The organism is Comamonadaceae bacterium M7527 (assembly GCA_021044545.1).
In the GTDB taxonomy this organism is placed as follows: domain Bacteria; phylum Pseudomonadota; class Gammaproteobacteria; order Burkholderiales; family Burkholderiaceae_C; genus RS62.
This window is the reverse complement of the sequence record CP087990.1, coordinates 1511510-1535350: the sequence shown is the minus strand read 5'-3', so window position 1 is coordinate 1535350 and position 23841 is coordinate 1511510. Positions and strand designations below refer to the sequence as shown.

General features: G+C 58.4%; 17 protein-coding genes, 3 pseudogenes and 1 riboswitch. Of the genes and pseudogenes, 11 read left to right on the top strand and 9 right to left on the bottom strand.

What is annotated here, in order from left to right:
- The first annotated feature begins 80 nt into the window (after positions 1 to 80).
- Complete coding sequence (gene uvrA / locus LN050_07505; GenBank protein UFS55667.1) at positions 81 to 5966, top strand: excinuclease ABC subunit UvrA; 5886 nt, start codon at positions 81 to 83, stop codon at positions 5964 to 5966.
- Here the strand turns inward: uvrA and LN050_07500 are convergent.
- Positions 5956 to 7182 (bottom strand): MFS transporter, encoded by a 1227-nt coding sequence (locus LN050_07500; GenBank protein ID UFS55666.1) that lies wholly within the window; start codon positions 7180 to 7182, stop codon positions 5956 to 5958. The genes uvrA and LN050_07500 overlap by 11 nt on opposite strands.
- A 101-nt stretch (positions 7183 to 7283) precedes the next feature.
- Positions 7284 to 7351, top strand: a riboswitch (S-adenosyl-L-homocysteine riboswitch).
- A gap of 74 nt (positions 7352 to 7425) precedes the next feature.
- Between LN050_07500 and ahcY the strand changes: the two genes are divergently transcribed.
- The 4 genes from ahcY to LN050_07480 are packed head-to-tail and all read left to right on the top strand — an operon-like array spanning position 7426 to position 11797.
- Positions 7426 to 8862 carry an adenosylhomocysteinase gene (gene ahcY, locus LN050_07495; GenBank protein UFS55665.1) on the top strand — a complete coding sequence of 479 codons (1437 nt, stop codon included), beginning with the start codon at positions 7426 to 7428 and terminating at the stop codon, positions 8860 to 8862.
- A 26-nt stretch (positions 8863 to 8888) separates the two neighbouring features.
- Complete coding sequence (locus tag LN050_07490; protein ID UFS55664.1) at positions 8889 to 9680, top strand: TlyA family RNA methyltransferase; 792 nt, start codon at positions 8889 to 8891, stop codon at positions 9678 to 9680.
- Positions 9658 to 10485, top strand: a complete 828-nt coding sequence (gene metF / locus LN050_07485) for a methylenetetrahydrofolate reductase [NAD(P)H] (protein ID UFS55663.1) — start codon at positions 9658 to 9660, stop codon at positions 10483 to 10485. Before LN050_07490 ends, metF begins: the two co-directional genes overlap by 23 nt.
- A gap of 34 nt (positions 10486 to 10519) precedes the next feature.
- Complete coding sequence (locus tag LN050_07480; protein ID UFS55662.1) at positions 10520 to 11797, top strand: aminotransferase class I/II-fold pyridoxal phosphate-dependent enzyme; 1278 nt, start codon at positions 10520 to 10522, stop codon at positions 11795 to 11797.
- Between the two features lie 80 nt (positions 11798 to 11877).
- On the opposite strand, the pseudogene LN050_07475 reads toward LN050_07480, so the two are convergent.
- The 6 genes and pseudogenes from LN050_07475 to rlmJ all read right to left on the bottom strand — a co-directional run bounded on the left by LN050_07475 (position 11878) and on the right by rlmJ (position 16806).
- Positions 11878 to 12989: pseudogene (locus LN050_07475) on the bottom strand (FAD-binding oxidoreductase).
- 19 nt (positions 12990 to 13008) lie between these two features.
- Positions 13009 to 13605, bottom strand: coding sequence for a phenylacetate-CoA oxygenase subunit PaaJ (gene paaJ, locus LN050_07470; protein ID UFS55661.1), 597 nt, complete (start codon positions 13603 to 13605; stop codon positions 13009 to 13011).
- A 3-nt stretch (positions 13606 to 13608) separates the two neighbouring features.
- Positions 13609 to 14391, bottom strand: a complete 783-nt coding sequence (paaC, locus tag LN050_07465; GenBank protein ID UFS57358.1) for a phenylacetate-CoA oxygenase subunit PaaC — start codon at positions 14389 to 14391, stop codon at positions 13609 to 13611.
- 53 nt (positions 14392 to 14444) lie between these two features.
- Positions 14445 to 14747 carry a 1,2-phenylacetyl-CoA epoxidase subunit B gene (paaB, locus tag LN050_07460; protein UFS55660.1) on the bottom strand — a complete coding sequence of 101 codons (303 nt, stop codon included), beginning with the start codon at positions 14745 to 14747 and terminating at the stop codon, positions 14445 to 14447.
- Between the two features lie 18 nt (positions 14748 to 14765).
- A complete protein-coding gene (paaA, locus tag LN050_07455) occupies positions 14766 to 15776 on the bottom strand; it encodes a 1,2-phenylacetyl-CoA epoxidase subunit A (protein ID UFS55659.1) in 1011 nt (336 codons plus the stop codon).
- A 144-nt stretch (positions 15777 to 15920) separates the two neighbouring features.
- A pseudogene (rlmJ, locus tag LN050_07450) lies at positions 15921 to 16806 on the bottom strand (23S rRNA (adenine(2030)-N(6))-methyltransferase RlmJ).
- Positions 16807 to 17018: 212 nt separating this feature from the next.
- On the opposite strand from rlmJ, the gene rplM reads away from it, so the two are divergent.
- The 5 genes from rplM (at position 17019) to erpA (ending at position 19577) form a co-directional block, all read left to right on the top strand.
- Positions 17019 to 17447 carry a 50S ribosomal protein L13 gene (gene rplM, locus LN050_07445; protein UFS55658.1) on the top strand — a complete coding sequence of 143 codons (429 nt, stop codon included), beginning with the start codon at positions 17019 to 17021 and terminating at the stop codon, positions 17445 to 17447.
- Between the two features lie 9 nt (positions 17448 to 17456).
- A complete protein-coding gene (gene rpsI / locus LN050_07440; protein UFS55657.1) occupies positions 17457 to 17849 on the top strand; it encodes a 30S ribosomal protein S9 in 393 nt (130 codons plus the stop codon).
- Positions 17850 to 17990: 141 nt separating this feature from the next.
- Positions 17991 to 18653, top strand: coding sequence for a hypothetical protein (locus LN050_07435; GenBank protein ID UFS55656.1), 663 nt, complete (start codon positions 17991 to 17993; stop codon positions 18651 to 18653).
- Positions 18654 to 18714: 61 nt separating this feature from the next.
- A complete protein-coding gene (locus LN050_07430; GenBank protein UFS55655.1) occupies positions 18715 to 19113 on the top strand; it encodes a polymer-forming cytoskeletal protein in 399 nt (132 codons plus the stop codon).
- A 95-nt stretch (positions 19114 to 19208) separates the two neighbouring features.
- Positions 19209 to 19577 (top strand): iron-sulfur cluster insertion protein ErpA, encoded by a 369-nt coding sequence (erpA, locus tag LN050_07425; GenBank protein ID UFS55654.1) that lies wholly within the window; start codon positions 19209 to 19211, stop codon positions 19575 to 19577.
- A gap of 77 nt (positions 19578 to 19654) precedes the next feature.
- On the opposite strand, the gene LN050_07420 is transcribed toward erpA, so the two are convergent.
- A complete protein-coding gene (locus tag LN050_07420) occupies positions 19655 to 20836 on the bottom strand; it encodes an anhydro-N-acetylmuramic acid kinase (protein ID UFS55653.1) in 1182 nt (393 codons plus the stop codon).
- A gap of 56 nt (positions 20837 to 20892) precedes the next feature.
- Entirely contained in the window at positions 20893 to 22437 is a 1545-nt protein-coding gene (locus LN050_07415; GenBank protein UFS55652.1) for a M23 family metallopeptidase, read from the bottom strand.
- A 136-nt stretch (positions 22438 to 22573) separates the two neighbouring features.
- On the opposite strand from LN050_07415, the pseudogene tyrS reads away from it, so the two are divergent.
- Positions 22574 to 23841: pseudogene (gene tyrS / locus LN050_07410) on the top strand (tyrosine--tRNA ligase).

Sequence of the window (23841 nt, the reverse complement as noted above, 5' to 3'; positions counted from 1 at the left end):
CTGCAGCATGCCCAAGCGCGGCCCGCTGGCTGGACAAGACTACATAGAATGTTTGTCCAATCTATAAATGGCGGCGCTGTATGTCTAAACCACTCAAGTCCAACAAGTTACCCAAGTCGGCTCAGCAAGCCTCCGAGGAGGGGCTTATTCGCATACGCGGTGCGCGCCAGCACACGCTTAAAAACCTGGACTTGGATATACGCACCAACGAGCTGACAGTGGTGACTGGGCCCAGCGGCTCGGGCAAGTCCAGTCTGGTGTTTGACACCTTGTTTGCTGAAGGTCAGCGCCGCTATGTTGAGACGTTTTCAGCCTACGCGCGCCAGTTTCTGGATCGTATGGACAAGCCCGCGGTAGACCGCGTTGACGGCGTGCCGCCTGCCATTGCCATTGACCAAACCAACCCGGTGCGCAGCTCACGCTCAACAGTGGGCACCATGACAGAGCTGAACGACCACCTCAAGTTGTTGTTTGCCCGCAGCGCCCAGTTGTTTGACAGGCAAACCGCGCAGCCTGTGCAGCACGACAACGCCGACACTATTTTTGACGCCATCGCGCAGCGCAGTGCTGGCTTGGATGCGCGGCTGGTGGTGACCTTTCCGGTCGAGTTGCCTGCAACCACCACACCTGAAGAGGTAGAGCAGTGGCTGTCTGCCAGCGGCTTTACCCGCATACATGCACAGCGTGATGTGGCTGTAAAAGACTTGCACAGCACCCATGAGGCAGCAACGTTGTTAGGCAAAGCGGCCAAGAAAGTAGCCGCCAAGAAAACGCCTAAAAAGAAAGCGGCTGAGCTGGATGGCACGCGCAAAGTGCTGGACGTGGTGGCCGACCGTTTTAAGGCCAGCAAGCTGGACCGTGCCCGCGCCATTGAGGCGATTGAGGTGGCACTCAAGCGTGGTTCTGGCCATATGTCGGTATATGTGGCCTTTGGCAACGACGAGGGCGATGAGCAACGGTGGCAGTTTTCCAGCGGCTTGCATTGCCCGGACAGCCACATTCGCTACCAAAAGCCCACGCCCAGCATGTTTTCGTTTAACTCGCCTGTAGGCGCGTGCGCAACTTGCCGTGGTTTTGGTCGGGTGATTGGTGTGGACTACGGTTTGGTGATTCCAAACGACAAACTCAGCTTGCGCGGCGGCGCCATCAAAACCATACAAACCCCAGCGTGGCAAGAGTGCCAAGACGACCTCATGCGCCACGCTGAGACGGCCGGCATACCGCGTGACACACCTTGGCACAAGCTCACAGATGCGCACAAAGACTGGGTGATCAACGGCTCACCCAACTGGGCTGGCAAGTGGAATCAGCAGTGGTATGGCATCAAGCGCTTTTTTGAGTATTTGGAAAGCAAGTCCTACAAGATGCACATCCGTGTGCTGCTGTCCAAGTACCGCAGCTACACGCCTTGTGGTGACTGCGGCGGCGCACGCCTGAAAACAGAAAGTCTGTTGTGGCGTTTGGGCAATGCCGAGCAAGCCAACGCCGCGCTGGACAGCTACAAGCGCTTCAAGCCCGTGGGTGTGTCGTGGACCAATGAACAGCTGCAAGCCCTGCCCGGCTTGAGCTTGCACGACCTCATGTGCATGCCGCTAGACCAAATGCTGGTGTTTTTCCAAAGCGTGGAGGCCACTGTGGTTGACCGCGCAGATGCTGATGCGCGCGCGCAAGCCTTGTTGTTTGAGGAGATCACCACGCGCCTCAAGTACCTGTGCCATGTGGGGCTGGGCTATCTCACGCTGGACCGCCAAAGCCGCACCCTGTCTGGTGGTGAGGTGCAGCGCATCAACCTCACCACGGCTTTGGGCACGTCGTTGGTCAACACCTTGTTTGTATTGGATGAGCCCAGCATAGGCTTGCACCCGCGCGATATGGACCGTATCACCGAGGCCATGCAACGCCTGCGTGACGCAGGCAATACGCTGGTCGTGGTTGAGCACGACCCGGCTGTGATGTTGGCCGCAGACCGCGTGATCGACATGGGGCCTGGCCCAGGCGAGCGTGGCGGCGACATTGTGTTTGATGGCACACCTGCGCAGCTGCGCAAGGCCGATACGCTGACCGGCGCCTACCTGGGCAATCGCAAGCAGGTGGGCATGGGCTTTAAGCGCATGGTGAGCGACAACACGCCACGTCTTATTCTGGAAGGTGCGCGTGAACACAACTTGCAAAACGTGCAAGTGTCCATACCACTGCAGCGCCTGGTGTGTGTCACTGGTGTGTCTGGCTCTGGCAAGTCCACCTTGGTGCAGGACGTGCTGGCACCTGCGCTGCTGCGTCACTTTGGCAAGCCCACCGATGCGCCCGGCGCGTTTGATCGACTGATGGGCGCCGAGCAACTGAGTGACGTGGTGTTTGTAGACCAGTCTCCCATTGGTAAAACGTCGCGCTCAAACCCTGTGAGCTATGTAGGCGCATGGGACAGCTTGCGCAGCCTGCTGGCCACTGCACCGCTGGCGCGTGAGCGCGGCTACACCGCGTCCAAGTTCAGCTTCAACGGTGGTGATGGTCGCTGCCCACTGTGTGGCGGCTCCGGCTTTGAGCACGTTGAAATGCAGTTTCTGAGTGACGTTTACTTGCGCTGCCCAGACTGTGACGGCCAGCGCTACAGGCCAGAGGTGCTGGAGGTACGTCTGACTCACCAGCACCCAGATGCCAAGGCCGGTGATGCAGGCCTCAACGTGGCCGATATATTGAACCTCACCGTTGCACAAGCTGTGCAGGTGTTTGCACAAGAGCGCGACGTGCTGCGCGCGCTGCAGCCCATTGTGGATGTGGGCTTGGACTACGTGAAGCTGGGCCAGCCTGTGCCCACCCTGTCTGGTGGTGAGGCACAGCGTTTAAAGCTGGCAGGCTTTTTGGCCCAAGCGGCCAAAGGCGGCACCAGCAGCCGTCAAGCAGTTGCCACAAAAGGCGCGCTGTTCATGTTTGACGAGCCCACCACCGGCTTGCACTTTGAAGACATTGCCACGCTGATGCGCGCGCTGCGCCGTTTGATGGAGGCAGGCCACTCTGTGTTGGTGATTGAGCACAACCTGGACGTGATTCGCGCGGCTGATTGGTTGATAGACCTGGGCCCCGAAGGCGGCATTGGCGGTGGCCACATAGTGGCGCAAGGTACGCCTGAAGCGCTGCGCGAGCACCCCACATCGCACACGGCCAAAGCCATGCGCGACTACGACATGGCCATGGGCTTGGGCGGTCATGTCGTGAGCGACAAGGCTGCGGCCTATGCCACCAAGCCGCGCATCAAGCCGTCAAACGATATTCAAATCGTCAACGCCAAAGAGCACAACTTGAAAGGCATCAGCCTGAACATTCCGCGTGGCAAATTCAACGTCATCTCCGGCGTGTCTGGCTCTGGCAAGTCAACACTTGCGTTTGATATTTTGTTCCACGAAGGTCAGCGCCGCTACCTGGAGTCGCTAAACGCCTATGCGCGTTCTATCGTGCAGCCTGCAGGCAGGCCAGAGGTAGACGCCGTATATGGCATACCGCCTACCGTGGCCATTGAGCAGCGTCTAAGCCGGGGCGGGCGCAAGAGCACAGTGGGCACCACCACCGAGGTGTGGCATTACCTGCGCTTGCTGTATGTGAAGCTGGGCACGCAGCACTGCGTGCATGACGGAGCTGCCGTGCTGCCACAAACCCCGGATGCCATGGCGGCCAACCTGTTGAAGCAGCACAAGGGCCAACACATTGGTTTGTTGGCGCCACTGGTGGTTGGGCGAAAAGGTGTGTACACCGAGCTGGCCGACTGGGCCAAGCCGCGCGGTTACCCGTACTTGCGCGTAGACGGGGAATTTTTGCCCACAGACAACTTCCCGCGCATTGACCGCTTTAAAGAGCACAACATTGAGTTGCCCGTGGGCGACTTGGTGGTCAACGCCAACAACGAAGGCGAGTTGCGCCGCTTGCTCAAAGAGGCCTTGTTGCACGGCAAAGGCGTGGTGCATGTGTTGGTGGGCTTGGGTGGTCTTAAAGAGGCCATGGCCCAAGGCCTGCCTACGGCCACGATTGGCAAGGTGCAAGTGGCCTCTAGCTTGCGCGCCTGCCCCACCTGCGCTACCAGCTATCCTGAGCTAGATCCCCGCTTGTTCTCTTACAACAGCAAACACGGCTGGTGTACCGAGTGCGTGGGCACAGGCCTGCGCTTAAACAAGGTGCAGCGCATCACGCTGGACGACTCTACGCGCGACGACAAAGACCGCGGTCGCGAGCAAAGCTTTGCCGAGCCTGAGTTGGACGAAGACGTGAACGAGGCTTGCCCCGCTTGCACAGGCACACGACTGAACCCGCAAGCCAGAGCCGTGCAGTTTGCCGGTGTGGGCATTGCCGAAGTGGCGCGCTTGTCTGTGCGCGATGTGCACAGCTGGGTGCAGCAACTGAAGCTCAGCACCCGCGAGACAGACATCGCCAGAGACCTCATTCCCGAGATCGAATCGCGCTTGCAATTTCTGCAAGACGTGGGCCTGGGCTACTTGACGCTAGACCGTGGCGCACCTACGTTAAGTGGCGGTGAAGCGCAGCGCATCAGGCTGGCCGCGCAGCTGGGCAGCAACCTGCAAGGCGTTTGCTACGTGCTGGATGAGCCCACTATTGGCTTGCATGCGCGTGACAATCACATGTTGTTGAACGCACTGCATGCTTTGGGTGGCAAAGGCAACACCTTGGTGGTGGTTGAGCACGACGAAGACACCATTCGCCGCGCCGACCACCTGATAGATATAGGCCCCAGTGCAGGCAAGCGCGGCGGCACCGTGGTGGCCCAGGGCACAGTGGCCGACGTGATGAAGGCCCATGAGTCTGTGACCGGACGTTACTTGCGTGACGCCATCAAACACCCCATGCAAGCGCGACGATTGTTTGCCTTGCCAAAGTCGACGGCCGATGCCGATGCTGGCGATGGTGCATTGGTGCTAACCAGGGCCCACTTGCACAACCTGCAAAACGTCAGTGTGCAAGTGCCGCTCAAACGCCTGGTCGCGATTACGGGTGTGTCGGGCTCAGGCAAGTCCACGCTGGCACGCGACGTGTTGCTCACCAATGTGGCCATGGCGGTCACGCCAGCCATCAAGCGGGCGCAGTCCAAAGGGGAGACGGTTGAGCTGCCAACGTGGGTAGGCTGCGCCAGTCTGAGTGGCTACCAGTCGCTGGACCGCGTGTTGGAGGTTGACCAAACACCTATTGGCAAAACGCCTCGCTCATGCCCAGCCACCTATATTGGTTTTTGGGACACAGTGCGCAAGCTGTTTGCTGAAACACTTGAAGCCAAAGCACGTGGTTATGCGCCAGGACGCTTTTCGTTTAACACCGGCGAAGGCCGTTGCCCAGGCTGTGAAGGTCAAGGCATGCGCACCGTAGAGATGAGCTTTTTGCCAGATGTCAAAGTGCTGTGCGAAGCCTGTCACGGTGCGCGCTTCAACCCCGAGACCTTGGCCGTGACTTGGCGTGGCAAAAGCGTGGGCGATGTGTTGTCCATGGCGGTAGACGAGGCCGTCGACTTCTTTGCCAGCATGCCCTCTATTGCTCATCCCTTGCAGCTTCTGAAAGACGTGGGGCTGGGCTACCTCACACTGGGCCAGCCGTCACCCACCTTGAGTGGCGGTGAGGCGCAGCGCATCAAGCTGGTCACAGAGCTGACCAAAGTGCGTGACGAGGTAGGCAAGCGCGGCCAAAAAGCACCGCACACCTTGTATGTACTGGATGAGCCCACCGTGGGCCTGCACATGGCCGACGTGGAAAAGCTCATACGTGTGTTGCACCGCTTGGTAGACGCAGGCCACTCGGTGGTGGTGATAGAGCACGATTTGGACGTGATCGCCGAAGCCGACTGGGTTATTGACCTGGGGCCAGACGGCGGCAACGAAGGTGGACAAATAGTCGCTGCCGCACCGCCGGAGGCCTTGGTGCAATTGCGCACGGCTACTGGGCTTGCCTTGGCGCCGGTGTTGGCTAGGGCTTAGCAGGGCGCTGATCGGTGGCTGGCCACCCCAACATCCACACACCCAAGCCCGCTGCGCTCGCCAGCAGCAGCGGGAACGCCACTTGTACGGATGTTTGCAAAGCCAGGGCGCCCAATGCGGGCGCTGTCATGCCGCCCAGCGTGTAAGCCAGCACCAGCACGGCCGTGCCACTGACCAGCGCTGTACCGCGTTCGCGCGAGCCAATGTCTATCATGGCAAAGGTATACAGCACGCCACCCGCGCCACCCCATAGCAACGCTACCAGCCAAGCCAATGCACCGTAAGACGGGACAAACGGCAGTAATGCCGTGGCTGCCAGGGTGACCCATGCAGACGCGCGCATCAGTTGCAGGCGCGTGTGGTGTGCGCTGCCCCAAAAAGCGCGCGGCTGTCCACTTGCCAAGGGCTTGGACAAATGGTCTGCCAGCATGCCTGCAGGCAGCATCAGCAAGGCACTGCCAAAGCCGCTGGCCGCTACCAGCAGTGTGGAGGCGCTGGCGGTCCAATTCAGTTGCAAGCCATAAAGCGGCAATATGGATGTGAGGCCCGCCTCAAAAAAGCCACCCAAAAACCCAGCCAGCATGATCACTGGGTAAGCCGTTAGCGCCGTCCATACGCCGCGTACACCTAGGTGCTCGGCGCCTTGGTGGCTGGCACTGGGCAGTTTGGGAATGAGTGTTGTGAAGGCTGCGCCCAGCACGATAAATGCAAGGGCCAGCCACAGCGCATGGCTATCAGTGGGGCCCACCCACGCCAACACCAGCGGACCCAGCACAAAGGTGACGCCCACCAACGTTTCAAACAAGCCCACAAAGCGCCCGCGCTTGGATGGCGGCGCAAACTCAGCCACCATAGACTCGGCCAGCACCCAGCGCAAGCCGCCAAACATACCGGCAATGGCTTGCGCCGCAAACCAGCTGGCAACCCACGGCGACAGCGCAAAAACCAGTGCGGTCATCGCAGGCACCACGGCGGTTAGCCACAGCGTATTGCGCCTGCCCAGGCGCTGTGTAATGGTGGAAGCGAATGGCGTGATGAGAAATATGGCCAAGTAAGACGCAGCAGCAAACAAACCCGCTGTCGCCGTATCCAACCCAGCCTCTTTAAGCCGCAACAGGTTCAGCGGCAGCAGCATGAACACGCCCGTCAACTCAAAAAAGGTTGATGCCAGCAGTGCATACAAGGCTTTGGTGTTGGTGTGAACAGGTGAGGTCATGCAATGGCGGCGTGGCAGCTGTTGGGCAGCGGTCGTCTGTTGGCGGGGTTATTGCTGCCAAGACTATCGCGTAGTATGCCGCCTTGGTTACAATAGCTGGTATCCGAGGGGCGCTGCAGCTTTGAAGCATTCAAAGTGAGGCTCGGACTGTAAACGGCGCTCACCCATGTTCTATGCGGTGAGCCTACTCGTTCTCTCCACATTAGCGCATGGTTTTGTCCGAAACCAATTGTGGAGCTTCTCATGAACGCAGCTATCAAACCCGAAAACGCGACCGACCACGTCATTGCAGACATTGCATTGGCCGCTTGGGGGCGCAAAGAAATCAAAATTGCCGAAACCGAAATGCCAGGCCTAATCGCGATTCGCGACGAGTTTGCTGCAGCGCAGCCGCTTAAGGGCGCGCGCATCACAGGCAGCTTGCATATGACCATTCAGACCGCTGTATTGGTAGAAACCTTGCAAGCCCTGGGCGCACAAGTACGTTGGGCATCTTGCAACATTTACTCAACGCAAGACCAAGCCGCTGCGGCTTTGGTGGCCACTGGCACACCAGTGTTTGCGTTCAAGGGTGAAAGCTTGGAAGAGTACTGGGACTTTACCCACCGCATTTTTGAATTTGATGGTGCAAAGGGTACGCCAGAAGAAGGCCCCAACATGATTCTGGACGATGGCGGTGACGCCACCGGCCTGATGCATCTGGGTGTGCGTGCGGAAGCCGACATCAGTGTGCTGGACAACCCAGGCAGCGAAGAAGAGACCTTCTTGTTTGCATCCATCAAGAAAAAGCTGGCTGTTGACCCAAGCTTTTACAGCCGCCGTTTGCCCAACATCATTGGCGTTACCGAAGAGACCACCACAGGCGTGTTGCGCCTGAACGAGATGAGCGCTGCCGGCACCTTGAAGCTGCGCGCCATCAACGTAAACGACTCTGTGACCAAGAGCAAGTTTGACAACCTGTACGGCTGCCGCGAGTCATTGGTCGACGGTATCAAGCGCGCCACCGACGTGATGATCGCCGGCAAAGTGGCTGTGGTGGCTGGCTACGGCGACGTGGGCAAGGGCAGCGCCCAGGCGTTGCGCGCACTCAGCGCCCAGGTGTGGGTAACAGAAGTGGACCCTATCTGTGCACTGCAAGCCGCCATGGAAGGCTACCGCGTGGTCACCATGGACTACGCCGCTGACAAGGCTGATATTTTTGTAACGGCCACCGGTAACAAGGACATCATCACCCGTGCGCACATGGACAAGATGAAAGACCAGTCCATTGTTTGCAACATTGGACACTTCGACAACGAAATCGACGTGGCCGGTTTGGAAGGCTGCACATGGGAAGAAATCAAGCCACAGGTTGACCACGTGATCTTCCCGGACGGCAAGCGCGTGATTCTGTTGGCCAAGGGCCGTTTGGTCAACCTGGGCTGTGGCACTGGTCACCCAAGCTTTGTGATGAGCAGCTCATTTGCCAACCAAACCATGGCGCAAATTGAAATCTTCACACGCCCAGACTTCTACGAAGAAGGCAAGGTGTACGTGTTGCCAAAGCATTTGGACGAGAAGGTTGCCCGCTTGCACCTGGCCAAGGTTGGTGCGCAGCTTACAGAGCTGACCAGCGACCAGGCCAAGTACATTGGCGTTGCGCAAACTGGCCCTTACAAGCCAGAAACCTACCGCTACTAAGCAGGGTGCGCATAGACCAACTGGCTGTGGCGCGAGGGCTTGCGCCCTCGCGCTCCGCCGCGCAACGGCTCATAGACGAGCAAGCCTTGCGCTGGCGGGCCGCAGGCAGTGACGCCGAATGGCGCACGCCACGCAAAGCAGGTGAAGTGGTGCCTGATGACTGTGAACTGGCGTCAACAGACACCGAGGCGTCCAGGTACGTGTCGCGTGGCGGGCAAAAACTCGCGGGTGCCCTGGCGCATACCGGTTGGTCGCCAAAAGGTTTGTGGTGCGTCGATGTGGGCCAAAGCACTGGCGGTTTTACCGATTGTTTGCTGCAACAAGGCGCGCAAGGCGTATTGGGCCTGGATGTGGGGCGTGACCAGCTGCACCCGCGCCTCAAAGACCACGCACAAGTCGTCAGTGTTGAGGGCTTCAACGCCAGAGACCACCAGCCCGACGCGTTGCAAAGCGCCATGCAGGCGCACAGCAATACGCAGTGGCATAGCCGCGCGGTAGACGGTTTTGATGCCTTGGTGGGCGACGTGTCGTTTATCTCGCAGGTCAAGGTGTGGCCAGGTGTGCTGCCCTTGCTAAAGCCGGGTGCCGCCGTGTTGATGCTGGTCAAGCCCCAGTTTGAGCTGCAGCCTGCAGACATAGGCAAAGGCGGCCTGGTGAAAAGCGCCAACAGTTACAAGCAGGTTGAGCAGCAGCTGCAAAGCGCTGCGACCGAGCACGGTTTGCAGTGCTTGGATTTTTTTGAAAGTGCCATCACCGGCGGTGACGGCAACCGTGAATTTTTTATGTGGGCACGCTATGACGCTACCAGTCAGCTTTGAGTTTTTTCCAACCAAAACGCCAGAAGGCGCGCTGAAACAGCGCGAGGTGCGCAAGGCGCTGTACGCCAAAAAACCCGAATTTTGCTCAGTCACCTTTGGCGCCGGCGGCTCTACGCAAGTGGGCACATTTGCCATGGTGCAAGACATATTGGACGAAGGCGTGGCTGCTGCCTCGCACTTCTCCTGCATTGGTGCCACCAAGGCCTCTGTGCGTGAGCAGTTGCATACGCTGAAGCGCATGGGCGTGAAGCGCCTGGTGGCCTTGCGTGGCGACTTGCCCAGTGGTTACGGCGCTGGTGGCGAGTTTCATTACGCCAGCGACCTGGTGGCATTCATTCGCGCCGAGTTTGGCGACGACTTTCACATTGAAGTGGCCGCCTACCCTGAGATACACCCGCAAGCGCGCAGCGCCGAGGCTGACTTGCAAGCCTTTGTCACCAAGGTGCAAGCCGGTGCGCATTCGGCCATTACCCAGTACTTCTTCAACAGCGACGCCTACTTTCGCTTTGTAGATGACATTTACAAGCTGGGTGTTGACGTGCCCGTCGTGCCAGGCATCATGCCCATTACCAACAGTGCGCAGCTCATGCGTTTTTCAGACATGTGCGGCGCAGAAATACCGCGCTGGATTCGCCTGCGCTTGCAAGGCTTTGGCGACGACACCGCGTCCATCAAGTCCTTCGGGCATGATGTCATCGTTGACTTGGTAGACCAGCTCAATAATGGCGGCGTACCGGGCGTGCATTTTTACACCATGAATCAAAGCGAGCCCGTGCTGGCCATTTGCGATGAAGTTGGCTTGTAGTTGCTGAACCACCCGTTTTAAACAGGAGACACATATGAAGTTGGAAACACTGGCCGTACACGCTGGCTTTTCGCCAGACCCCACCACCAAGGCCGTGGCGGTGCCGATTTACCAAACCGTGGCCTATGCGTTTGATGACACGCAGCACGGCGCAGACTTGTTCGACCTGAAAGTGCCGGGCAATATTTACTCGCGCATCATGAACCCCACCAATGGCGTACTTGAGGCGCGTGTGGCGGCACTTGAAGGCGGCGTTGGCGCACTGGCCGTGGCCTCTGGCATGTCTGCCATCACCTACGCGATTCAAACCATTGCAGAGTCCGGCGACAACATCGTGTCGGCCTCGCAGCTCTACGGTGGCACTTACAACTTGCTGGCCCACACGTTGCCGCAAATGGGCATAGAAACCCGCTTTGCCGACGCCAGCAAGCCAGAAACCTTTGAGTCCTTGATTGACGAGCACACCAAGGCCTTGTACTGCGAGTCAGTGGGTAACCCGCTGGGCAACGTGACCGATATCAAGGCGTTGGCCGACATTGCACACAAGCATGGCGTGCCACTCATTGTGGACAACACTGTGCCAAGCCCGGCGCTGTGCCGCCCCATCGAGCATGGCGCTGATATTGTGGTGCACTCACTCACCAAATACCTGGGCGGCCACGGCACCACCATTGGCGGCATTATTGTTGACTCAGGCAAATTCCCCTGGGCTGAACACAAGGCGCGCTTCAAGCGCCTCAACGAGCCAGATGTGAGCTACCACGGCGTGGTGTACACCGAAGCGCTTGGCCCTGCAGCCTTTATTGGCCGCGCCCGCGTGGTACCACTGCGCAACATGGGTGCAGCACTTAGCCCCATGAACGCATTCCAAATTTTGCAAGGCATTGAAACACTGGCCTTGCGCATGGACCGCATCTGCGACAACGCCGTGAAGGTGGCGCAGTTCTTGAAGGGCCACGCCAAAATTGCCTGGGTCAATTACGCAGGCTTGCCAGACCACGCTGACTATGCCTTGGTCAAGCGTCAAATGGGTGGTCGTGCCTCAGGCATCATCAGCTTTGGCCTAAAGGCGGCTGATCCACTGGCCGCAGGCACCGCCTTCCAGGATGCGCTGGCGTTGTTCACCCGTTTGGTCAACATCGGCGACGCCAAGTCCTTGGCCTGTCACCCGGCGTCTACAACTCACCGCCAGCTGAATGAGACAGAGCTGGCCAAAGCTGGTGTGTCACGCGACATGGTGCGCTTGTCTATAGGCATTGAGCACATTGATGACTTGATTGCAGACCTGGAGCAGGCTTTGGCCAAGGCTTGATAAAAGCCTGTCTGTGCCAAAAAAAACGCCTCGTTACCGAGGCGTTTTTTTATGGGCGCTTGCCCAGTGCCACTGTGGGGTTAGCGCTCGTCGAAACTCACGGTCACTGTATCGCTAACCGGTACACACTGGCAGGTGAGCACAAAGCCATTGGCAACTTCTTGTGGGTTCAGGGCGAAGTTTTTGAGCATTTTCACTGTGCCGCTGGTGACCTTGGCGCGGCAAGTGCAGCAGTTGCCTGCCTTGCACGAAAACGGCAGCGATGCGCCCGTGCGCAGCAGGCCGCCTCCAGTACCGTGTCATGCGCGTCGTCGCCGTCAATGGGGAAGGCCACGCGGGTTACGCGTTGTTTGCCGTCAATGACAAACGTCAGCGTGGCTGCGGGCGTGTCGTCGTCTACGGGTGTGACGGCCGCGGTGGGCGTAGAGCTGCCAAAACGTTCTATGTGCAGGTGTTCTGCGCTGACACCTGCAGTCAGAAGTGCGGCCTCGGCGCCGTCCATCATGGGGCCAGGGCCGCATACAAATGCTTCGTCCACGGTGCGCACGTCAATCAGGCTGGCCAGCAGGTCTTCAATTTTGCTGTGGTCCAGCAAGCCGTTCAAGATGTCTGTGCCTTGGTCTTCGTCTGACATCACGTTGATCAGGCTAAAGCGGGATAAATAAGTGTCTTTGAGGTTTTGCAGATCTTCTGCAAACATGGTTTGGCTGGTGCTGCGGTTGCCATACAGCAAAGTGAACTGGCTCAGCGGCTCTAGCGCCAGGGTGGTGGCCACCAGCGACAGCAGCGGCGTGATGCCAGAGCCCCCCGCTATGCCCAGGTAGTGCTTTCTGTTGCTGGCGTGCAGTGGTGTGTGAAAGCGCCCGTCTGGCGTCATCACGTCCAGCGTGTCCCCCACTTTGAGCTGATCGTTCACATGGTTGGACACCAAGCCGCCTGCCACGCGCTTGATACCCACGCGCAGCATGTTGGTGCGCTCAAAGTCGGGCTTGCTTTGGCAAATAGAGTAAGCCCGGCGCACGTCCTGGCCATTCAAATCAAAGCGCAAGGTGACAAACTGTCCAGCTTCAAACGCGTAGCTGGCCTGCAATTCCGGTGGCACCTGCAAGGACAAGGCCATGCCTTGCGCGGTTTGTGGCTCTATGTGCGCCACGCGCAATGCGTGGAAATGAGGTGTGCGGCTGGTCGTCATGGCTTATGGCGGGTTTGTACTAGTAGGGCTTGAAGTAGTCAAAGGGCTCGCTGCACTGCACACAGCGGTACAAGGCCTTGCAGGCGGTGGAGCCAGACTGCGCTATCAGTGTGGTGAGCGTGCTGGCGCATTGCGGGCAAGCGGGCGTGGCTTGCGGCAAGCTGTGCCAGCGTATGGGCTGCGCCATGTTGGCGGGCTCGGTGCTGAGGTGTGCGGGCGGCGCTATGCCGTAGGCGCGCAGTTTGTCATGTGTGCTGGCGCTCATCCAGTCTGTCGTCCATGCGGGCGACAGCACGGTACGCACCTCGAATGGCGACAAACCCTCGTTGTGCAAGGCCACCTCTATGTCTTCGCGCATTTGCGCCATGGCCGGGCAGCCGGCATAAGTGGGCGTGATGGTGACTTGCAGCGTGTCGTTTTGCAGCGTCACGTCTCGCAGCACCCCCAGTTCACGCAAGTTGATCACGGGTATTTCGGGGTCCATCACCGCCTCGAGTGCAGCGTGTGCAGCTTGTACGCGCGCCTGGCCAGTGGCGGTGTTGGGTGCCACTTGCGCACGCTTTTGTGGGCGCGGGTCGGCCAGACCAAAAGCGTCAAGTGGCACGGCTGTGGTCATGGCTTACCAGCCGGCGCCGGGATGCGCGCGGGTCACGGCTTGCATTTCAGCCAACATAAAGCCCATGTGCTCAGAATGCTGGCCCAGCTTGCCGCAAGACACAAAGCCTTGCATGGTGGGCCAAGAGAGGGTGGCCTCAGTGGCCGCTTGTTGCATGGTGATGAGCCAATCGTCTTGCAGGCTGCTGGGCAGCACGCCCACGCCACTGGCCGCGGCCGCCTGGTCCAGCGCGCTGTCTGTAAAGCACTCCTGCATGTAGGGCAGCAGTTGCGTCAGGGCAGCCTGTGTCCTGGCGTGAGACTTTGGCGTGCCGTCACCCAAGCGCACCAGCCACATGCGCGCGTGTTGCCAGTGGTAGCGCGCTTCTTTCACAGACTTGGCGGCAATGCCGCTGAGCTGCTCGTCTGTGCTGCCAAGGAGTTGCTGCCACAGTTGCACCATCAGTGCGCTGTACAAGGCCACGCGAACAATGGTGGTGGCGTAGTCACGGTCTTGCGCAACGGTGCCGGCTGCTGCAGGCGCGTTGGGCAGTTCAGTGAGTGTCCAGTTTAAAAAACCAAACTCGTCGCGCCAATACGCATAGTCGTCTTCACTCAGGCCTGCGCCGTGCAGCTCAGCCGCACGCGTGTACAGCAAGCGCGCTTGGCCTAGCAAGTCCAGGGCGGTGTTGGTCAGGCTGATGTCTTCTTCAAGCATGGGGCCGTGGCCACACCATTGGCTTAAACGTTGTGCCAGAACCAAGGCGTTATCGCCCAGGTGCAGCATGTAGCGCGCAGACAAAGGCATGGCTGCGACGTCTGAGGCACGCAGTGGCAGGGTGAGTGTGGCGGCGGCGCTCATTACATGTGGTCTACCGACTCGGGCAGCTTGTAAAAGGTGGGATGGCGGTAGATTTTGTCGCTGGCAGGGTCAAACAGCGCGCCTTTGTCAGCTGGTGCGCTGGCCGTTATGGCGTTGGATGGCACCACCCAAATAGACACGCCCTCCATGCGGCGGGTGTACACGTCACGTGCCACCTGCATGGCGTGTTGCGCGTCGGCGGCATGCACACTGCCGCAGTGTTTGTGGTCCAAGCCCATGCTGGGGCGCACAAACACTTCCCATAAATGCAGCTGGCCCGTGTGGTTGATGTCATGGCTCATGGCGGATGTCCTTGCAATTTATGCGGCTTGACGTTGCTGGCGCGCGGCTTGTTTGGCCGCGTAGGCGGCCGCTGCGTCGCGCACCCATTGCCCGTCGTTATGGGCTTTCACGCGTGTGGCCAATCGCTCTGTGTTGCAAGGGCCTTTGCCCGCCAGCACGTCCTGAAACGCTTGCCAGTTGATGCTGCCAAAGTCGTAGTGGCCGCGCGCCTCGTTCCATTTCAGGTCGGGGTCAGGCAGGGTGACGCCCAGGGTTTGGGCTTGAGCAACCGTGGCGTCAATAAACTTCTGGCGCAAGTCATCGTTGGATATGCGCTTTATGCCCCAGCGCATGCCTTGTGCGCTGTTGGGGCTGTCAGAGTCCGGTGGGCCGAACATCATCAGCACGGGCCACCACCAGCGGTTGACAGACTCTTGCACCATGTCGCGTTGGGCTTGCGTGCCCTGCATCATGGCCAGCAATGCATCAAAGCCCTGGCGTTGGTGGAACGACTCTTCCTTACACACACGAATCATGGCGCGCGCGTAGGGCCCGTATGAGCAGCGGCACAACGGCACTTGGTTCATGATGGCAGCGCCATCTACCAACCAGCCAATGGTGCCCACGTCTGCCCATGACAAGGTGGGGTAGTTGAAAATGCTGGAGTATTTGGCGCGCCCGCTGTGCAGACCGTCCAGCAGCTCGTCGCGGCTGGAGCCTAGCGTTTCGGCAGCGCTGTACAAGTACAGGCCGTGCCCGGCCTCGTCTTGCACCTTGGCCAGCAAAATGGCTTTGCGTTTGAGTGAGGGTGCGCGGCCAATCCAGTTGCCTTCTGGCAGCATACCCACCACTTCAGAGTGTGCGTGTTGCGAGATTTGACGCACCAATGTTTTGCGGTAGGCCGCTGGCATCCAATCTTGCGCTTCAATTTTTCCGTCGGCATCTATGACGGCATCAAACGCGGCTTGTTTGGCCGCGTCCTGGCGAATATCTATGGCATCGCCTGCGTTGCTGTTGACTGGCGCCTGGTCAAGAGACTGGGTGTACATGCGCAAACCTCCAAAAACAAGACACAAGCGGATATACGCTTGCGCTGGCGGCATGATGGCCGCGCTATGTTGGAGTATAGCGAATTAACCGACCGGTCGGTTGGTTAATTAATTGGGGTTTGTGTGTAGCCTGTTGGCGGGCGCTTAAGTGCCGTGAGACTCCAGCTTGAATGCTGCGTACTTGTCCTGGCCCAGCGCCTCTACCAGGTAGGGCAAGGCCTCTTGCAATTGCGCCTTAAGCGTATGCGGTGGGTTCACCACAAACACCCCGCTGGCGCCCAGGCCGCCGCCTGTGCCTTGGCCTGCAGCGCCTGCGCGCACTTGCAGTGTGGCGTGCAACCAGCTTTTGCCAGCTTTACCAGCGGTGTTCTTGAGCTTGCGGGGCAGGTCGTGTGCTTCTGCACGCCCTACCAGCGGATACCAAATGAGCATAGAGCCAGTGGCAAAGCGCTTGAGCGCCTCGGCCGTCATGTTGACCACGTCTGCGTAGTCGGTTTTAAGCTCGTAGCTGGGGTCACACACCACCAAGCCGCGTCTTGATACGGGTGGCAGCAATGAGCGCACGCTCTCAAAGCCGTTTTTTCTGTCCATTTGCAACTTGGCGCGGCTTTTGGCTTGCTCAAGCGTGGCGCGCAGCACACGGTGGTCTGTGGGGTGCACCTCAAAAGCCATCACGCGGTCCTGGCTGCGCAGCAATTCGCCTGCAATCAGCGGTGAGCCCGGGTATTGCTTGATGTCTTTGCCACCGTTGAATTGGCGCAGCATGCCCACGTAGGCAGACAGCAAAGCCGGCACAGACTCCGCCTTTGGTGTTCATGTGCGTGAGCAGCGCGTGTATGCCGTCGTCGGCCTCGGCACTGGTGGCGGCGCTGTTGCTGTCCAGCTTGTAAGAACCCGCGCCGGCGTGCGTATCTACGACTTGAAGGGCACCTTCTTTGAGGGTGAGGTGTTGTAAAACAGCGACCAATGTGGCGTGTTTGAGTACGTCGGCGTGGTTGCCAGCGTGAAAAGCGTGTCTGTAACTGAACATATGCCCTATGGTAACGCCGGGCTGTGGATAAATGTTCGCAGCAGCGAATAAAAATCGTATAATGGCGGGCTTGGCAGCGATTTAGTGACCCCGCGGCCAAGCACGCTTCAAGCAGGCAACTGTTTAAGGCAAACCACCACCTAAGAGGTTTCCGCAAGAGAAACGCCGACCGTGGAGTAGGGTCCGCCAAACCAACTCAAGAGATATCTCAAATGAAAACTTTCAGCGCAAAACCCGCTGAGGTCGTCCATGAGTGGTTTGTGATTGACGCCACCGATAAGGTGCTCGGACGAGTAGCCAGCGAAGTTGCTCTCCGTCTACGCGGCAAACACAAGGCCATTTACACGCCTCACGTTGACACCGGCGATTTCATCGTCGTTATCAATGCATCCAAAATTAAAGTCACAGGCAACAAGGCCTTGGACAAGGTGTACTACCGTCACTCTGGTTTCCCAGGTGGCATTTACGGCACCAACTTCCGTGACATGCAAGCCAAGCACCCAGGCCGCGCCCTGGAAAAAGCGGTCAAGGGCATGTTGCCCAAAGGCCCACTTGGTTACGCCATGGTCAAGAAGCTCAAAGTGTATGGCGGTGCCGAGCACCCACATACTGCCCAGCAACCCAAAGTGTTGGAAATCTAAGGAGCCGTAATGATTGGTGATTGGAACAATGGCACAGGCCGCCGCAAATCAAGCGTCGCGCGTGTGTTTATCAAAAAAGGCTCAGGCAAGATCACGGTAAACGGTAAAGACATCGAAAACTATTTCGGTCGTCAAACCTCTATCATGATTGCCAAGCAGCCCTTGGTGCTCACAGAAAATGTTGAAAGCTTTGACATTCAAGTGAACGTGCACGGCGGTGGTGAATCTGGCCAGGCCGGTGCGGTACGTCACGGCATTACACGTGCCCTGATGGACTACGACGCCAACCTCAAGCCAGCGCTGTCAGCAGCTGGTTACGTGACTCGCGATGCTCGCGAAGTGGAACGTAAAAAGGTTGGTTTGCGTTCAGCTCGTCGTCGCAAGCAGTTCAGCAAGCGTTAATTACGTTTTGTTGTACACAAAAGCCGCCGCAAGACTTGTCTTGGGCGGCTTTGTCGTTTGTGTTTTTACTGGTTTGCAAGTAGTTGGTTATCCATGAGACTTCGTTTGCTAAGACGTCGCCTAACGGTTAGCGCGCCGCGCATGGCGGTAAGAAGTGCGCTGCCTTGGCCGTTGCGTTGGCTGCTGGCTGCCGTGGTGCTGGGCTTTTCTGCAGCTTTGGCGCTGTGGGCCTTCGAGCAAGGCAAGCAAATCGCCGGCGTTGGTGCCGTGTCACAAGAAGAGCTCGTGGCGCTGAAAGAAGAGAACAAGCGCATACAAGCCGTGCTTGAAAAAGCGCAATCGTTGGTCAACACCTCACAAAGCCAGATCATTGCCGAGCAAACGGCACAAAAAGAGCTGGTTGAACAAATCCGTCGCCTCGAGGCGGACAACCAGGCACTGCGGGATGACCTGGGCTTTTTTGAGCGTCTTATCCCCTCTGGCAGCGGCGTTGCAGCCGCGACTATCCGGTCTGTGCAGGCCGATATGCTCACGCCCACGCAAGTGCGCTGGCAAGTGCTGGTGATTCAGGCAGCCAAAAACCCATCAACGTTCAAGGGCAGCTTGGAGCTGTCTGTGACGGGTACGTTGGGGGGCAAGCCCTTTAGTATGACCCCCCAGGGCAGCCCCAGAAACCTGAGTTTGCTGCAATATGTGCGCAGCACAGGCGTATTTGATATACCAGCTGGTGTGGTTTTAAAGAGCCTCACCGTCAAGCTCGTGCAAAATGGCGCTGCGAAGTCAATACAGACATTTAATTTTTAGCGTGCCGTCCCCCTGAGCGCTCGCAACAGCGCCGGCAGCTTTAAACAAGAAAGAGAACAATATGTTGGGTAAAAAGAAGATGCCACTGATCAAAAGCTTGATCGCATCAGGCACCACCATTGGTGGTGATATTTCTTTTGAGGATGGTTTGCGCATTGATGGCGTTATAACCGGCGACGTCAAAGGCCGCGAAGGCAAGCCCAGCGTGCTGGTGGTAAGCGAAAACGCGCGCATTGAAGGTGCTGTATCGGCCGACCACGTGATCGTCAACGGCACTGTACTGGGCCCTGTAGAGGCCAAGCAGCTGATTGAACTACAGCCCAAAGCCCGCGTTGAAGGCAACGTGGAATACAAATCTATAGAGTTGCACCTGGGTGCCCTGGTCACTGGTCAGCTGTGCCCGTTGGTGGCCCAGTCCGACGAGAAAGCCCCTCTTAAACTCGCGGTCAAGCAGGCCTAAGCCAACGCCTGCGCCAGCCTTGGTGTAGCATTTCAGTCAAGTATTCAACAAACAGGCCGTGCGACAACAGCGCTGCCGAACCCAGAAAGTCAATTATGTCCGCAGTTGCAGAGTCAGTACCAGACATGGAAATGCCCAGCGCCTTGGTGTTTACCGACAGCGCCGCGGCCAAAGTGGCAGACCTCATTGCCGAAGAAGGCAACCCTGAGTTGAAGCTGCGTGTATTTGTGCAAGGTGGCGGCTGCTCTGGTTTTCAGTACGGCTTTACCTTTGACGAAATCACCAACGAAGACGACACCACCATGACCAAAAATGGCGTGTCCCTGCTGATCGACGCCATGAGCTACCAGTACCTCATTGGCGCAGAGATTGATTACAAGGAAGACTTGCAGGGTGCACAGTTTGTCATCAAGAACCCCAACGCAACGACCACATGTGGTTGTGGCTCGAGCTTTAGCGTTTAAAGTCCAGGCTTAGCGCACCGACAAAAAGCCCAGCAATGCTGGGCTTTTTTGCGTTTGCAGGCTTGTCGGGTGTTGGCCTAGGCCGGGTACAGTGCGCCCAGCACGCGCGGGCCCAGTGCGCCTGTTGCCGCAACCACGTTGCCAGGGCGGCGCTGCGTGAAACACCACGCCAGCCATGCAAAGGCACAGGCCTCTACGTGCAGTGCGGGCATCCCCACCTCGTCGGTGGTGTGCACTGTGGCGTGTGGCATGGCCAGGCGCAGTTGCGCCATCAGCTGCTTGTTGTAAGCACCACCGCCACACACCAGTACGCTGCCAGGCGGTGTTGCCTGGGTGCTTATCAGCTGGATTTGCTGCGCCGCGCTATGGGCGGTAAGCGCACCCAGCGTGGCTTGCACGTCAGCTGCTGCCACATGGGTGAAGCCTTTCAGCCGCTGCGCCAGCCACTGGGCATTAAACAAATCGCGACCGGTGCTGGTGGGCGAGGCTGTCTGGTTGGTGGCAAAAAAGGGCTCTTGCAACAGCGCGTGCAACAAGTCCGAGTGCACGCTGCCGCTGGCGCCCCAAGCGCCATCGGCATCAAAAGCCTGGCCCAACTGTTGGTGCACCCATGTGTCCAGCAGCACATTGCCTGGGCCAGTGTCACAGCCCCAGACGCCTGTGGGCGCAAGCACGCTGACATTGGCCATGCCGCCAATATTGAGCACAGCAACTGTTTCATTGTTGCGAGCAAATACGTGTTGATGAAATGCAGGCACCAGCGGTGCGCCTTGGCCGTTCGCCGCAATATCGCGGCTGCGAAAGTCGGCGATAACGTCTATGCCGGTCAGTTCAGCCAACAGTGCTGGGTTGTTCACTTGCAGCGAATAGCCCACGCTATTAAGCCCATCCAGATTGGGGGCCGCATGCGGCGCGTGCCTCACTGTCTGGCCATGGCTGGCAACGGCTTGTATGTCCGAGGCGTTTAGGTTTGCGTAGGCCAGTAGCTGTTCGCATACGCCGGCGTTGATGTGCGACAAGCTGTTGGCCAACTGGGCCGCCAACGCCAGTTCATTGTGCCCCGCTGTGTTGAGCTGCAATGCCAAGCACTTGACGGCAGGGCTGAATGCCTGGTGGGCGTGTGCCATGACGTACGGCTGGCCGTCCTGGTCTATGCGGCACAACACGCCGTCAACCCCGTCAAGCGAGGTGCCAGACATCAGGCCAATAAACAGGCCATTGTTGTGGGGAGTTGGCGCGTGGCGTGTGGCGGTAGTCATAGCCGCCATTGTCGGTGATAAGACAGGCGTATTGGCCCAAACAGGCCTGGCCCGCGTTAGTTTGTGACCGGGGTCTGGCCTTGTGCTGTCATCCAGCCTGCGGCCTCAAGCTGAGAGTACATATCTTGGGCAACCGCCACAAACTCGCCCATGCGCGCCTTGCTGATGGTCATGGCGCGACTGTTGCGGGCGAGCAGTGCAGGGTTTTTGTGCACACCACCAACGCGGTGCTCAAAGTGCAAGTGCGGCCCAGTGGCCCAGCCTGTGGCTCCCACTGCGCCAATGTTTTCGCCGCGCTCAACACGCTGACCCTTGCGCACGTAAATACGGCTCAAGTGGGCGTACAGCGTCATGTTTTTGCTGTCGTGCTGCACTTCAACTACGTTGCCAAAGCCGCGCTTCACGCCGGCAAACGACACGCGGCCATCGCCCACTGTACGCACAGGCGTACCAGTGGGTGCGCCGTAATCAACGCCCAGGTGGCGCTTCCAGCGCTTTTGAATGGGGTGAAAACGCATGGCAAAGCTGCTGGTAACGCGTGAAAACTCCATGGGAGAGGCTAGGTAAAAGCGCCTTGTACTGTTGCCGTTCAAGTCGAAGTATTCGCCCTTGGCTGTGCCGTTTTGAAACCAGATGCCGTTGAGCTCACGCCCGTTGTTAACAAATTGAACCGCCAACAAGCGGCCTGCTTTAAAGGGCTCGCCGTCTGCTTCAAGCTGCTCGTACACCAGGCTGAAGGTGTCGCCCTTGCGCAGGTCGCGGTTGAAGTCAATGTCGTTGGCAAACACTTCGGCCACGCTCATGGCAATGCTGTCTGGAATGTCGCCTGCATCGGTGGCGGCAAACAGTGATGACTCTATACGCCCGCTGGCCAAGCGCTGGCGACGTTCCAGGGGGAGGGTTTCAGACAGGCTGGCGAACTGGCCGCTGTCGTTGCGCGACACGGTGAGGCGCGTGAATTGGTCAACAGCGTTGTCGGGTATCCAGCGCATCACCAGTTGCTGCACGCCACCCTCTAGGGTGTAGGCCACGTTAACGCGCTTGTTGTTGGGGTTGGCCATGACCGCACGCGAGGCTTTGTCCTGGCGCATCCACGCGGCAAGGGCATCGTCTTGCACGCCCATGCGCTGTAGCAGGCTTACGATGTTGTCGCCCCGGCGAATCCAGTCGTGGCTGTACAGCAGCACATCCGATGCGCCACTGCTTTGACGGCTTGAGTTGATGTCAAAGGGCAGGTTGAGCGCGTCGCCAATCAGGCCACTGACCGATGTGGCGGCGACATCGTCCTGGGAGGCTGCAATGCGTGTTTGGTCCAGCACGCTGCCTATGCCAAACGAGGTAATACCCAAGCCGAACAGGCTCAGGCCAAACAGGAACAAACGCTTTTGCCAGGATGTGTGTGGCGCTGTTGTGCGTGTGGGTTTGGCGTGGCGCGTATGGGGCTTGTCAGCCCGTGCGTCGCTTCTAAAACGGTGGTGTCCAGTAAACAAGCAAAACTCCGCGTCTGCGGTGCCAGCTGTGGCTGCACCTGCAGTTTTGATAACGGTAGCCCAAACGCTTGGGCTACTGGGGCTTGGCTGCAAAACGCTGGCCGCGCCCACTACAATTGGGGCCCCAAGTGTGCCAGTCTTTATAGCTAAAGAAGGCAGTTGTGCTTGGGTTTTAGTTAATTCTCTAGGTGTTTTAGAATCCTCTCGAATTATATGTAAGTCCTTGGTTTGCGGCAAGCGTTACCCTATGCAAAATAATCCATCCAAAGCCGACAGTTCGGCCTCCAAGTCATCTGCACCTGTCGTGCCCGCCAATGAGGCGGTTGAGCACGCGTTGTCGGTCAGCTTGCGCGGCTGCGACGAGTTGCTGCCCAGAGACGAGTGGGTCACCAAGCTGAACAAAGCCAATGCCAGCGGCACGCCGCTGCGTATCAAATTGGGGCTGGACCCTACGGCGCCAGATATTCATATTGGCCACACGGTGGTGCTGAACAAGATGCGCCAGTTGCAAGACCTGGGGCATCAAGTCATTTTCCTGATTGGCGACTTCACAAGCCTGATCGGTGACCCGTCTGGGCGTAACAGCACGCGTCCGCCGCTGACCAAAGAGCAAATTTTGGAAAACGCCAAGACTTACTACAACCAGGCCGCCATGGTGTTGGACGAGTCCAAAACCGAGATTCGCTACAACAGCGAGTGGAGCGAGCCGCTGGGCGCGCGCGGCATGATTGAGCTGTCAGCCAAATACACGGTTGCGCGCATGATGGAGCGTGACGATTTCCACAAGCGCTTTCATGGCGGGCAAAGCATTAGCGTGCATGAGTTTTTGTACCCGCTGATGCAAGGCTATGACAGCGTGGCCCTGAAGGCCGACCTTGAGCTGGGCGGCACAGACCAAAAGTTCAACCTGTTGATGGGCCGCCATTTGCAGCAGGAGTACGGCCAAGAGCCGCAATGCATTTTGACCATGCCACTACTGGAGGGCTTGGACGGCGTGGACAAAATGTCCAAGAGCAAACACAACTACATAGGCATCACCGAAGACGCCAACACCATGTACGCGAAAGTGTTGTCCATCAGCGATGACTTGATGTGGCGCTGGTACGTGTTGCTCAGCTTCAAGTCGGAATCCGAGATAGCCGACTTGCGCGCGCAAGTGCAAGCCGGGCTCAACCCCAAAGTGGCCAAGGTGATGTTGGCCAAAGAAATAACAGCGCGCTTTCATTCTGCCGCTGCGGCAGATGCAGCCGACAAGATTTCATCAACCGCAGCAAAGGCGGTATCCCCGACGAGATTCCAGCAGTGGCGTTGAGTGGTGCGCCCATGGGTGTTGGCGCCTTGTTAAAAGCCGCCGGCTTGGCACCATCCTCGTCAGAGGCGGGGCGTTTGATTGAGGGTGGTGGTGTGCGCGTTGACTCAAGTGTGGTCAGCGACAAAGGCTTGAAGCTTGAAGCCGGCACCTACGTGGTGCAAGTGGGCAAGCGCAAATTTGCGCGTGTGACGCTGGGCAACTAA

Bases quoted from the DNA above. Each gene is read 5' to 3' on its own strand.
- uvrA (UFS55667.1), top strand. From the start codon at position 81: ATGTCTAAACCACTCAAGTCCAACAAGTTACCCAAGTCGGCTCAGCAA.
- LN050_07500 (UFS55666.1), bottom strand. From the start codon at position 7,182: ATGACCTCACCTGTTCACACCAACACCAAAGCCTTGTATGCACTGCTG.
- ahcY (UFS55665.1), top strand. From the start codon at position 7,426: ATGAACGCAGCTATCAAACCCGAAAACGCGACCGACCACGTCATTGCA.
- metF (UFS55663.1), top strand. From the start codon at position 9,658: ATGACGCTACCAGTCAGCTTTGAGTTTTTTCCAACCAAAACGCCAGAA.
- LN050_07480 (UFS55662.1), top strand. From the start codon at position 10,520: ATGAAGTTGGAAACACTGGCCGTACACGCTGGCTTTTCGCCAGACCCC.
- paaJ (UFS55661.1), bottom strand. From the start codon at position 13,605: ATGACCACAGCCGTGCCACTTGACGCTTTTGGTCTGGCCGACCCGCGC.
- paaC (UFS57358.1), bottom strand. From the start codon at position 14,391: ATGCCTTTGTCTGCGCGCTACATGCTGCACCTGGGCGATAACGCCTTG.
- paaB (UFS55660.1), bottom strand. From the start codon at position 14,747: ATGAGCCATGACATCAACCACACGGGCCAGCTGCATTTATGGGAAGTG.
- paaA (UFS55659.1), bottom strand. From the start codon at position 15,776: ATGTACACCCAGTCTCTTGACCAGGCGCCAGTCAACAGCAACGCAGGC.
- rplM (UFS55658.1), top strand. From the start codon at position 17,019: ATGAAAACTTTCAGCGCAAAACCCGCTGAGGTCGTCCATGAGTGGTTT.
- rpsI (UFS55657.1), top strand. From the start codon at position 17,457: ATGATTGGTGATTGGAACAATGGCACAGGCCGCCGCAAATCAAGCGTC.
- LN050_07435 (UFS55656.1), top strand. From the start codon at position 17,991: ATGGCGGTAAGAAGTGCGCTGCCTTGGCCGTTGCGTTGGCTGCTGGCT.
- LN050_07430 (UFS55655.1), top strand. From the start codon at position 18,715: ATGTTGGGTAAAAAGAAGATGCCACTGATCAAAAGCTTGATCGCATCA.
- erpA (UFS55654.1), top strand. From the start codon at position 19,209: ATGTCCGCAGTTGCAGAGTCAGTACCAGACATGGAAATGCCCAGCGCC.
- LN050_07420 (UFS55653.1), bottom strand. From the start codon at position 20,836: ATGACTACCGCCACACGCCACGCGCCAACTCCCCACAACAATGGCCTG.